Annotated in this window: 6 protein-coding genes; 1 reads left to right on the top strand and 5 read right to left on the bottom strand. The window is 75.0% G+C overall.

Features of this window, described 5'->3' with window-relative positions; translation table 11 throughout:
• Positions 1-643 precede the first annotated feature (643 nt).
• Positions 644-2,803 carry a SpoIIE family protein phosphatase gene (locus ACQPXS_RS09325; RefSeq protein ID WP_433448730.1) on the top strand — a complete coding sequence of 720 codons (2,160 nt, stop codon included), beginning with the start codon at positions 644-646 and terminating at the stop codon, positions 2,801-2,803.
• A 170-nt stretch (positions 2,804-2,973) separates the two neighbouring features.
• Here ACQPXS_RS09325 and ACQPXS_RS09320 read toward each other — a convergent pair whose 3' ends face one another.
• The 5 genes from ACQPXS_RS09320 to ACQPXS_RS09300 form a co-directional block, all read right to left on the bottom strand.
• Entirely contained in the window at positions 2,974-4,158 is a 1,185-nt protein-coding gene (locus ACQPXS_RS09320; RefSeq protein WP_433448728.1) for a type III polyketide synthase, read from the bottom strand.
• A gap of 460 nt (positions 4,159-4,618) precedes the next feature.
• Complete coding sequence (locus ACQPXS_RS09315; RefSeq protein ID WP_433448726.1) at positions 4,619-5,410, bottom strand: LuxR C-terminal-related transcriptional regulator; 792 nt, start codon at positions 5,408-5,410, stop codon at positions 4,619-4,621.
• Between the two features lie 223 nt (positions 5,411-5,633).
• Entirely contained in the window at positions 5,634-7,355 is a 1,722-nt protein-coding gene (locus ACQPXS_RS09310) for a hypothetical protein (protein WP_433455774.1), read from the bottom strand.
• An 8-nt stretch (positions 7,356-7,363) separates the two neighbouring features.
• Complete coding sequence (locus ACQPXS_RS09305) at positions 7,364-11,209, bottom strand: vWA domain-containing protein (RefSeq protein WP_433448724.1); 3,846 nt, start codon at positions 11,207-11,209, stop codon at positions 7,364-7,366.
• 5 nt (positions 11,210-11,214) lie between these two features.
• Positions 11,215-12,384, bottom strand: a complete 1,170-nt coding sequence (locus ACQPXS_RS09300; RefSeq protein ID WP_433448722.1) for an AAA family ATPase — start codon at positions 12,382-12,384, stop codon at positions 11,215-11,217.
• Positions 12,385-12,403 lie beyond the last annotated feature (19 nt).

Genomic DNA, 12,403 nt, shown 5'->3' with positions numbered 1-12,403 from the left:
GGGCCCGCGTCGAGGGCTGGTGCCACGACGAGTATCTGGCCGCTTGCCTGCGGTGGGAGGTCGCCGTCCGCGACAGCCATGGTGCCGAAGGCCGCGTCCTGGCGGCCGGCTTTCCCTTCCGCGAGTCGCCGCAAGAGCGAGGGTCCATTTTCGGAGTCGAGCACCAGGTGTGCGGTCGCAGCGCTGCTTCGGCGAGCCGTCCGCCGGTGAAGCCGTCGTGGGCTTGGCGGCCGCCCTCGACGATCTTCCAGTCGTCTCGCTCTGCCCTCGGTCCCGCTCAAGGCGTCGGGCCGACGTGTCGGAGGCGGGGCCGGGGATGCGCCGGTGTGGATCAGCGCGTCACGGCATCGATCACCCCGCGCAGCGGCACGTGCCTGTACCTCACCGGAGCCGGTGCCGCGGGCGCCCAGTGGTCCCCGCGGCGGTCGGCGCATCCTGGCGGGGCGACGCTCCCCGGCACGGTGAGCAGCGCCCCACCGGCCTCGGCATTCCCTCACTGTCCGTGTTCACCGGGCGATCCGCTGATGTGGGCGAAGCGACCCCCGGTGTTATTCAATGAGGTGTGCGGTCAGGGATCTCGGGGCCCGCCGCACGGGTCCGAGTACGGCCTCGGCGCTGCGCCGGGGATTGCTGAGAGAGCCGCATGGACTCTACCCCTTCCCCCTCGTCCTCTTCGCCGTTCGACCTGGTCAGCAGCGCCCTGGGGCGTTACATCCCGCGCGGTGCAGCGGCGGCGGCCGCCGGTCCTGCCGACGCGCAGGGCGAGCCCGCCGCCCGCCAGGCTGTTCCCGACCCGGCAGACGGCGGTCAGGAGCAGATTCTCGGCGTGGTCAACCTGGACAGGGATCTGAGAATTACCCGCTGCAATCTGACAGCCCCCGTGTTCGAGGGTCTGGACGCCGCGGCCGGGAGTCCCTTCGTCGATCTCCTGCCCCCCGGGGACGTACCGACGGTCACACGGCGGTTGCGGCAGGTCCTGGAGACCGGTGAGGCGCACGTCGCCCGGATCCAGCGCCTGCGGCGCGGCGACGGGTCGGAGCTGGTGGTCTCGATGAGCATCCTGCCCGCCGCCATGCCCCAGGAGGGGCTGACCGTCTCCCTGATCGCCATGGCCAGGAGGCTGCACCTGTACGCCGCCGAGACCGCGATCGGCACCTCGCTGGACATTGGCGAGACCGCGCAGTCGCTCGCGAAGTCCCTGCTGGCCTGGGGAGACGTGGCCGCCGTCGACCTCGACTTCGCCGTGTGGACGGGCGAGGGAGTGACCGGGCAGGCACAGGGGCGCATCCGGCTGCGGCGGGCGGCCCTGGTGCCGGACCGGGCGTGGCCCGACGGCTACGTGACTCCGGGCGACGATCTTCCCAGCGACGCGAGTCGACTGCTGGCGCAGGCGGTGCGGCGGAACGACTCCCCGCAGGCCATCGTCATACCCGACCGGGAGGCCGTGGAGCGCGTCCTCGGCAGCCCGCAAGTGATGCGCGCCCTGGTACCCGGCGACCGGTCGGCCGGTGTGGCGTGCATACCGCTGGTCCTGGACGGCACGCCGCCCGTCGTGCTGGGCGTGGCGGAGGTCTGGCGGCGGGCGGACGCCCCCTTCCGCGACAGCGAGCTGTTCGACCTGCAGGAGCTGGTGGCCAGGACCGCCCACCACATCGACCTGGCCCGTCAGCACCAGCGCGAGCACACGCAGGTGCTGGCGTTGCAGCGCCGGCTGCTGCCCCGGAGCGGCGGCGACACCATCGAGATCGCCAGCATCTACCAGCCCGCCACGCCCGACAGCGCGGGCGTCGGCGGCGACTGGGTGAACAGCTTTCCGCTGCCGGACGGCCGTACCGCGCTCGTGGTCGGTGACGTCGTCGGACACGGCCTGGGAGCCGCGGCGACCATGGGCCAGCTGAGCATGGAGGCCCGCGCACTGCTGTCCGCGGGGCTCGCGCCCGACGAGGTACTGGAGCACCTGGACGAGACCGTGTCGCTGCTGGACGACTCGGAGGCCGGGCTGGCGGCCGGATACAGCGCCCTTGGGTCGACCTGCTGCATCGCCCTCTACGACCCGGTCAGCCACCATGTGGCGCTGTCCAGCGCCGGCCATCTCCCCCCGGTCCTGGTCTCCCCGGACGGGCAGGCGGGCACGCTCGAGGTCCGCCCTCACCCCGGCCTGGGCGCCGAGTTCGCACTGCGTGAGCCGTTTGACGTGCACACGTTCGGTGCGCCCCCGGGCTCCCTGCTCGCCCTCTACACCGACGGCCTGGTGGAGGATCCGGCCGTGTCGATCGACGAGGGCATCGGCAGGCTGGCGGACGCCGTGTCCACGGTGCACCCCTGGGACTCCCTGCAGCAGGCCGCACGGCACGTCGTCTCCGCGCTGGCACCCGCGCGCCAGCGCGACGACGTGACCCTGCTGCTCGCGCGGATGATCGGCTACCGGAAAGGGGACACGGCGACCTGGCGGCTGCCCGCCCGCGACGACGCCCCCGCCCGTGCCCGCGCGCAGGTCTCCGCGCTGCTGCGGCGGTGGCGCACCAGGGACGACACCCGGGACAACGTCCTGTTGCTGGTCAGCGAGCTGGTCACGAATGCGGTGCGCTTCGCCACCGGTCCCATCACGGTACGGCTGATCAGGTCCGGTCACGGCCTGCTGTGCGAGGTGGGCGACACCGGCAAGGGCAGGCCGCTCCTGAGCCGGGGCGGCCTCCTGGACGACGGCGGTCGCGGCCTGCACATCGTGCACCGGCTCACCACCCGGTGGGGGGTGCGGTGGACGGACACCGGCAAGGTCGTCTGGGCGAAAGTCGCGAGGTGACGCGGGTGCGGGGCGGGGGCGCGGCCGTGGAGTGGGAGCGCGCCGAGGGTGCGGGCGGCCTACCCGTCACCCGCTGTCACCGACTGTATGCATGGTGCACTCGGCGGCACCGGTGGCGTGACCGGTGATGCCGACGACCCGTTTGCCGGTACGGGTGGCGCGGGCTCGCCCTACAGCCACTCGCCTTCCAGGGCGGTGGCGGTGAGGCCCGGTGCCGCCGCGTACAGGACGGCGCGACTGCCCGACTTCTGCCCGGCGTCGTGCGCCCGTCGCATGATGTCGAACACGGCGGCGCCGCCGCGGTTGCCGGTGGTGTAGCTGTCCCGGCTGTAGTCCAGCAGCCCCGACGGCCACGCCTCGGGCATCGTCTGCTCCATGTACTCCAGCACCCGGGTCCCGCCGGGGTGCGCCAGCAGCACGTCGGGGTGCCAGGAGTCGGGGTCGTCCTGGTAGCGGACGCGCAGCCACTCCCACATCGCGCTGACCGTCTCCTGGACGGCGCGCGGCCCCCGCCGGTCCATCACGAAGTGGGTGCCGTCCGCCCTGGTCTCCAGGCGGTGCAGGTCCTGGGTGCCGGGCAGGGTGTGGTGCCAGGCGGAGTCCAGCCGCAGCATCGACTCGCGCCGCGGGCGGCCCGTGACCACCGTGGCGACCGCCGTGTCCGCGAACAGCAGCCGGACGATCAGGGACTCGAGCGTGTCGTCCGCGGGCTGGTAGGTCGTGCTCAGCGCCTCCGCGATCACGACCAGGACCACCCGGTCGGGGTCCGCGGCCACGAGATCCGCCGCCAGCGCCAGGGAGCGGGTCCCCGCGATACAGGCCCACTGCGTGGCCGGCAGCATCATCACGTCGTTGCGGAGCGCAAGCTTGTTGGCCAGGGCGACGTCCAGACCCGGCAGCGCCGGGGTCGTGGAGTGACTGGTGATCAGGCAGTCGACGTCTGCGACGTCCAGTCCGGCGATCTGCAAAGCCCCGCGCGCCGCACGCTCCCCGTAGGACTGCACGGCCTCCCAGGCCGGCGCGGTGCGCTCCTGGACGGTCTGCGGCCCGGGTATCGACTCAAGTGTGGCGATCACGCGGTCCACGTCCTGCTGGCTGAACCCGTCGCGCGCCAGCGCCTCTTGGGCCGACCCGATGCCGACACCCTGCAGGGCGCCGCCGTTGCCGGGCGCGACGGCGGTCTCCAGCGGCAGCATCCAGCCGCGGGTCTCGATGCCCGTGCTGGCCGCGATGCCGTCGATCCGCGGCGCCCACGCCGCATGCGGATGCCGGTCACGCACCTCCGCCACGATCTCGCTGGTCTTCACGGTGTGCTCGCCGTGTATCACGGCAGGAGGGCAGAGGTAAGCGGCCATGATGGTGCACCTTTCCGGGGGGAACAAGCAGGAATGTCGCGAATGCTGTGTCGTGGGTCACTTTGTAACTTCGTGCCCAAGACGGTGCCGACAGGCTCCACTTCGGGAGTCGGTGTCCGTTTCGAGCATGGACGCTAAAGGGACATTTCCGCTGTGATGCAGACAACTTAGACGGCCTTGGGGTGCGTGACACGGCACACACCGCTGAAACAGGGGCCCCACGAGCGGCTCTTCAGGTCCGACCTGACTTGCTGTCAGTCGACGGCAGGGCAGGGCAGGCAGAGAGACGACGAGCGTCCGCCCGGTGGGGAAGGTGCGCCGGCGATGGGCGTAGGGGCCTGCGGGCACACGCACGAAGCCCTCAGCCGGCTTCCGGCTCGGCTGACAACCCTTCAGGAGAGCCCTGCTTCGGCGGATCGTTCCACGGTGACGAATCGCACAGGCCGGGCCGAGCCCAGGCTCAGAGTGGGCCGGGCGATGGCACCAGACCGAGTCGCTGGGCCCGCAGCACGGTGCCCAGACGGTCGCGGGTGCCCAGCTTGCGGTAGATGTTCTCGACGTGCTTGTGCACCGTGCGGACGGAGATGCCGAGGCGACGGCCGATGGCATCGGCGGTGAGCGCGTCGGTGAGCAGCAGCAGGACGGTCGTCTCGCGCGGCGTCAGCGCGCAGTCCGCCGCCCGTTCGTCCGGTGCCCCGCCCGGGCCGAGCCCGCGCCGCCACTCCTCCAGCAGCCGCCGCTGCCGCTCCACGGCCGCCAGCAGCGGCTGCGCGCGCTCCGCCATGGCGAGATGGTCGTCGGTGAAGTCCGTACCGGCGCGATAGACCAGGCACCCGGTGACCGGGGTGGTGCTGTCGGCCAGCGGTACGCCGAGCACGTGGTCGACGTCGAGCGCCTCGCCGAGCAGACGCGCCGTGGGACTGCCCGGCCAGCGCCGCCCCGCCGCCCGACGGGCGGTGACGGGCAGCCGGTCGGCCCTGTTCGCGTAGTGGCGGGCGAAGGGATAGCCCGCCCGGAGCAGGGCCAGGTCCGCAGGCCCGAGCCGCTGCAGCTCGGCGGCGGCGTCGTCGGGTGCCGCACCGATCGTGCCCGCGTGCGCGCTCCAGTCGTCGGGCTTGTGGACGACCGCCTCGCCGCCGCACAGGTCCGCCAGGGCACCGGCGAGCATCGGCCACAGGCGCGCGGGCTCCCGTTCGTGCAGCGCCGCCACGGCGACCGCCGTCATGCGTTCGTAGGCCTTGTCCAGCCCCACCTGATCCTCTCCCGCTGCCTCGCGGCGCGTCCTACCCCCGCGTACGTACTTGTACGCATACCCCCGCGGCCCCCGGCTGTCGCACACTGCAACCCGGCGGCACCGGCCTGTGCGGGCGGACGCCCGGCGGGCCGCCGGAACGGGGGAACGGCGGCCCGTCCGGTGCCGTATCTCTTCGCCCCCTCACTCCGAGTCCCCGCACTCCCACCGGGACTCTCTCGCGCTATCCCGCCCAGGCCGCGACGCAGAGCGCGCGGTCCACCTCCTCGGTGTAGCGGGCCGCCGCCAGCCAGGCGCGGGCGAAGCGGCCCGGGTCCGCCGGCAGGAGGCGGCCGAACACATCGCGGGAGCGCTCCGCGGCCGACGCGTGGAGCTCCTCCAGCAGACCGCCCGCGGTGGCCAGCCCGGAACGGCTCAGCCGCCGGGCGTCGGCGGCCGTGTCACCCGGGAAGGACAGCACCCGCCGACCGCCCGAGACCGCCTGCTGGACGCGGCGGCGCAGCAGATGGACCGGAGCCTCCTCGCCGCTCGGCGCCGCCTGCACCGGGGATGCGGGGGCGGTGGGGAGGTCCGCGCGTTGCAGCCGGTCCAGGCCCACGTCGACCCGGGTACCGGACCGCGCCGGATGCTCGGTGGCGAGGAGCTGGGCCCGGGGGTGCGGGGCCGGGGTGAGCCGCGCGACGACCCGGAGTGTGGCGCCGCGGGCGGCGGCCAGCAGACGCAGGTTGTCCCGGTGCGGAAGCGCGGGGTCGTCGTGGGCGGCGGTCAGCCGCAGTACGACGCCCCCGCTACCGGCGAGCAGACAGTCACCGGCCGCCTCCGCCGCCGTGCCGTGCAGGGTGACCTCCAGGAACAGCAGGTCATGGCCGCCGTTCAGCGCGCGGGCGAGCTGCTCGGCCACGGGGACCGCCCAGAGCCGGTCCAGCGGCTCCTCGCGCCAGCCGGCCCCGGACGCCCCGACCGCCCGTACGCCGGCGCCCGCCCCGAGCCGGCCGGTGGGGGAGACCGTGGCCCCCGACACCGCGAGACCCGCACGGGACAGCTCCCGGTGGGTCAGGGCCGTGTCACCGAGCCGGACCGCCCGGTCGGCCGCGCCCACCGCACGCCCGGCACCGCCCGGAGCGACATCGGACACCTGGTACAGCCGGCCCTGGGCGTCCGCGGTCCAGGTGACCGCGCCGGCATAGCCGCTCGCGGTGAGCACCGGCTCGGAGAACAGGCCGTACAGCCGCAGCGAGCCGTCCGGGCGGTACGGCTGCCGTGCGGTGCCGCGCAGCGCGGCCAGTTCGGCGCCGGCGGCGTGCGGGACGCGGTGGGCCACGGAAAGGACGTCACGCAGGCCGCCGACCAGGTCCGCGAGCCGGTACGCGGGGTCGGCCGCGCGGGCCGCGCGCAGCGCGGTGACCACCGAGACGGCCGACGCGGCGGCCCGGTGCAGGCCCGCGAGCCGCGCCGTGTGGGCGGCCCGCAGCAGCTCCGCCTGGAGCACGGCGCCCGCACCGTCCGCACCGGCTTCGAGTACGGCGGCCGCGGCGGCGTGGAGCGCGCGGGCCGCGGCGACCTGCCCGGCATCGGCCGTCTCCGATTCGGCCGGCACCTCATCGGCGGCGGCCGTCGATTCCTCCGAACCACCCTCATCCGCTTCGGGCTTGGTCTCCTCGGCGGCGGGAGCCGCCGAGGCGGCCGCCGCGCGGTGCAGGCAGTCCGGGGCCAGCAGACAGCCGCAGCGGATGGCGTCCGCTGCGGTCACCGTGCCGTCCGGGGCGTGCAGTTCGAGGTCGGTGTCGTCGTCCAGAGCGATGCGGACCGTGTCGCCGTCCCGGACCGCGGGCCGGTCGGCCAGCTTGGCGATGCCCGCGTCGAGGCGCTTGCGCAGCCGGGGCGACAGCGCCGCGACGAGTTCGGCGGTCACGGACGGGGCGACCGGAGGCAGTTCCTGCCTCATGCCCTGGCTCATGCGATCTTCTCCCCTACCCAGCGGGCGAGTTCGAGCGGACTCAGAGCGGCCACGGGCATGCCCGCGGACACCAACTGCCCGGCCACCCCGGTGGAGTAGCGGGGGCGGCCCGCGTCGTCGAGGCTCGCGCAGCCCAGCACATGGCAGCCGGCGCCGACCAGGGCGCGGACCTCGGCGAGCAGCCCGCCGACCGGGTAGCCCTCCTCGAAGTCGCTGACGACCACGACGAGCGTGCGCGAGGGCACGGTGACCAGTTCCCGCGCGTGCCGCAGTCCCGCGGCGATATGGGTGCCGCCGCCGACCCTGACCTCCAGGAGCAGGGAGAGCGGGTCCTCGACGTGGTCGGTCAGATCGATCACCTCGGTGGAGAAGGCCAGGAAGTGCGTGGACAGGGTGGGCACCCCGGCCAGTACCGAGGCGGTGAGCGCCGCCCAGATCGTGGACGGCTCCATGGACCCCGACACGTCGGTGACCAGGATCAGCCGCCAGTCGGCCGACCTACGGGCACGACTGCGAAAGACGGGCCGCTCGGGAACGACCCGGACCGTGCCGTCGGGCATTCGGCGGGCCGTGGCCAGGTTCGCCCGCAGCGTGAGGGGCAGATCGAGTCCGCCGCCGGGGCGCCGGCTGGGGCGGGGCAGGGCGGTGCCGTGCAGCGCGGGGCGCAGCCGGGTCGTCAACTGCCGGGTCAGGGCGTCCACCAGGCGCCGCACCAGCGGACGCAGCGCCGCCAGCCGGGCCTCCGGCAGGCCGCCGGCGTGCCGCAGCACCGAGCGCAGCAGGTCGACCGAGGGCCGTACGCTGTCCGGATCCAGCTCCGCGAACACATCCTGGCGGCCGGCCGCGGCAGCCGCCGCCAGCACCTCCTCCCGGATCCCCGGGCCGAACAGCGCCGCCAGCTCCTCGGACCACTCCCGCACCCCCGGGTACGGCGCCCCGCGCCCGCCACCGTGCCCGGCGCCGCCCCGGCCCGAGAGATCTCCACGGCTGCCCTCGCCGTGTCCACTGCCGTACAACTCGTCCAGAGCGGTCGCCAGGCGCTGCGCCGGGCCGGACAGCCGGCTGCTCCCGCGGCCCAGTACCAGGCGCCATCGGTCGGCCGGTGCGAGCCGGTGGCCGTCGTCGGCGGCGCCCAGGGGGACGGACGTCGCCGCATCCTCGGCCTTCGTCGTGGCGGTGGCCGCGGTGGGCCGCTGGGACGGAAGGAGTCCCAAGGCGGCCAGGGTCTCGCGGGCCGCGAGGTCGGCGCCGGTCCACACGGCGAGGGTCGCGGGATCGACGCCGCCGGTGTCGTCCGGACGCTCTCCGTCCAGACGCTGCTCGACGGTGGCCAGCAGTCGGTCGCGGGCGGCCGGGCTGAGTGTGTCGAAGCCGCCGCGCAGCGCCGGCAGCCGGTCGAGGAAGTCCCCGTCGGGCAGCTCCACGATCCGGCGCAGCAGCGGTTCCAGCGCGGGCGCCGCCGACTCCAGCAGCGGCCCCGCCGCGGTCAGCAGACCGGTCAGGCGGGCGGTGAGCGCCGTACGGGACCCGGCGTCGCAGGCACCGTCCACCCAGGAGGCGACCCGGTCGCCGAACACCTGGGCCTCCTGCTGTCCCAGCAGCACGCGTACGGCTCCGGCGGCGCCCCGCATCAGCGGGGAACCGTCGGCCGCCAGCCGGGCCAGCGCGTCCGTGAGCCGGATGCCGCCCAACGGGTCGGCTCGGTGCGCGAGTTCCAGCAGAGCGTGGGCGTCGGCCGGGTCCTCGGAGCCGGTGAGCCCGTCGACCTGGCGCACCGCGGCGGCGGTCAGCAGGTCGGCGACGGCCGCCGCCCGCGCCGTACGGTCCTCGTCGCCGCCGAGTCCGGCGATGTGCCCCGCCCGCAACCGGTCCAACAGCGCGAGCCCCGCCAGGAGTTCGGGAAGCGTCCCGGAGGCCGGCAGCACTTCGGCGGTGTCGGCCAGCCGCTCGTCCGCGAGCTCGGGCAGGCCGCACTCCGCCGCCTGCTCCAGCCCCCGCAGGGTCTGCGCCGCCGTGGGTCCGCCCTCGTCCCGCTCAAGGCGTCGGTCTTCCCTCAGCACACCCTCGGCGGCCTGCGCCGGAGTCACTCCGCGCAGCCCGGCCGCCGTCAGCATGGCCGCGGTGGCCGGTGTCCAGCGCACCTCCCAGCGTGAGGTCAGCGCGTCGGCGCCGCCCGCACCGACGACCGCCCTCGGCTCGCCGTACGGCACCGCGCACACCGCCAGGCGCCGCAGCAGGAGCTCACGGCGGCGGTCCAGCTCCGAACGCAGCGGGTCCAGACGCAGGTCCCGTGCACCCCGGCCCGAGTCCGCCGGGCCGGGCAGCCCCAGCTCGGCGAGTTCCGCCTCGACCGCCGGTGCCAGTCCGCAGCGCGGCGCGTCCGGGGCCGGGCGGCCGGTGCGCGTCCCGACGAGCACCCTCTCCATGGCCCGGGCCACGGCCCGCCCCCGCCCGTACGGCTCGCCCTGCGCCAGCACCGTCTGCACCGCCTCGACCAGTTCGCCCCGGCCCGCCGAGGGCAGCCCCCGCAGCCGGGCGAGATCACCGGCCAGCCGCGCGATCTCCCGTGCGTCGGCGGGCCCGGACGGATGACCCAGCGCCCGCAACTCGGCGCACACCCGCACGGCGGCCCGCGTCAACGCGTCCTCCAGCGCGACGGGATCGCCGGCCGCGTCCAGCACCAGGTGCTGCCACTCCGGGTCACGGATGCCGGCCGGATAGCCCGAACGTTCGTCGAGCAGGGCGTAGCTGTAGGGGATGAGGGAGGTCGTCCACGCCATGGCAGGGCCTTGTGCCTTCTCGGCAGCGGGAGCCGGTGCCGCCGCCACGGCGTCCGCGCCGCCGGGCGGGGCCAGCAGCGCCGGGGCGTGGAAGGCGCCGACGAGCACGGCGGCGCGCTCGCCGTTCGCCGTGGCCGCGGCGAGACACGATCGCATCCACCGCTCGCGCCGCAGGTCCAGCTCCGGCACCCCGCCCGAGGCCATCGCCTCCTGCCGCAGCGCCCACCCCGTCAGCAGCGCGGCCCGCCGCAGCGCCTCCGGCGCAGAACCGGGAGCGGCGGCCTCGACGAGCCGGTCCCACAGGTCGTCACCGGGGCGGCCGGTGAGCTGGGAACGCAGGGCCGCGGTGAGCCCGGCTGCGGCCGAACCGGCGGCGGTCCCGAGGACCTTCGCCGCCGGGGCACCGGGGGCTCCCGGCACCTCGGCTGGGCCCGGGGCCGGGGCACCGGGCGCCCCAGCATTCCCGTCGGCCTCCGGCTTCAGGGCGCCGGGTGCCGTGGCCTCTCCGTCGGCCTCGGGTGCCGGGACCTGAGGCGATCCCGTCGACCCTGCCTCCGCGTCCAGCTCCCGCGCTTCCGCCACCCGGCCCTGCCCTGGCGCCCCCGCCCAGGCCCGGTCCGCCAGCGGCAGATCGCACGCGATCACCGCTACCCCGTGCCGTGCCGCCCAACGCACGGCCGCCAGCTCCGGTGAGAAGTCGGCGAAGGGGTAGAACGCCGGGCCCCCGCCCCCGTTCCCGGGTACGGCGGCGAGGGCGACCGGAGCCCTGGTCTCCTCGTGGGCGAGCCAGGGCAGCCAGTCCTGCATCTCGGCGGGGAGCTCGACCAGCAGCACCTCAGGTCTGGCCGCGTCCAGCAGCGCTGGCACGGCCGCGGCGAGCGAGGGCGCGTGGTGCCGTACCCCGATCAGGTAGGGCACCGCCGGGTCGGTCAGGGCGGCTACGGCGGCCTCCGGATCGGCGAAAGCCGCCGCGCCGGCGCCGGGGTCGGCGAAAGCCCCGGAACCTGTGCCGGGAGCAGGGTCGGCCACGGCCGACGCGTCGATCGGAGAGACTGGGGACACAGCCGTCAGCCCTCCAGGACCGTGCGCAGGTCCCACAGCGTGCGCCAGGTGGCCGAACCCTGTTCGGCACGGCGCCGTACCGGGCCGTCCCAGTAGCCGCGCAGTCGCGCCGCGTCCGCCGGGTCGTCCTTGCGCACGACACCGAGGAGATGGCCGGGCAGCAGCCCGAGCACGTCCCGATCGCCCGGGAAGTACGCCGCGGCCAGCCCCAACGCACCCGCCACGGACACCGCCTCCGCGGTGCTCATCACCGTGGACGGCCGCTCCACCTCCCAGCCCTCCGCCGACCGCCCCTCCCGCAGATCACGGAAGACGGTGACCAGGGCCTCCAGGACGGCGTCGTCCACCTGGAACGGGGCACCCGCCCGTTCCACCGACGCCCGGGCCTGGCCGCGCACCAGTGCCGTCTCGGCGTCGAGGTCCGCAATGGGGCCGACGGTCTCGAAGTTGAAGCGGCGCTTGAGCGCGGCCGACATCTCCGAGACGCCCTTGTCCCGCAGGTTGGCGGTGGCGATGAGGTTGAAGCCCGGGGCCGCGTGCGCCAACGCGTCCTGGCCGCCCGCCAGTTCGGGTATGGCGATCCGGCGCTCCGACAGCAGCGACACCAGGGAGTCCTGTACTTCCGGCAGACAGCGGGTGACCTCCTCGACCCGGGCGATCGCACCCCGGGTCATCGCGGTGAGCACCGGCGACGGGACGAGCGCCTGCCGGCTGGGCCCCTGCGCGAGCAACAGGGCGTAGTTCCAGCCGTACTTGAGCTGGTCCTCGGTGGTACCGGCCGTTCCCTGCACCACCAGCCCACTGGTGCCGCACACGGCGGCCGACAGCAGCTCCGACAGCATGGACTTGGCGGTGCCGGGCTCGCCGACGAGCAGCAGGCCCCGCTCGCCGGCCAGCGTGACGACACACCGCTCGACCAGCGCGCGGTCGCCGACGAACTTGCCGGTGATCTCCAGTCGGCGCGGGACGCCCTCCGGCGCCTCCGCGTCCTCGGGCAGCCGCAGCGCCCGGCCGCCGCTGCCCATGACGAAGGTGACGACGGCCCGGGGCGTGAGCCGCCAGGCGGGCGGCCGCGGCCCGGAGTCGTGTGCGGCGAGAAAGGCCAGTTCGACGGCGTAGCGGTCCTCGGGCGGGACGATCTGACGGGTCGCGTCGGGCACGAGCGCGGTGGTCATCGGCGGGATTCCTTCGAGG

The organism is Streptomyces sp. CA-142005, assembly GCF_050942335.1.
In the GTDB taxonomy this organism is placed as follows: domain Bacteria; phylum Actinomycetota; class Actinomycetes; order Streptomycetales; family Streptomycetaceae; genus Streptomyces.
This window is presented reverse-complemented; position numbering and strand designations above follow the sequence as displayed.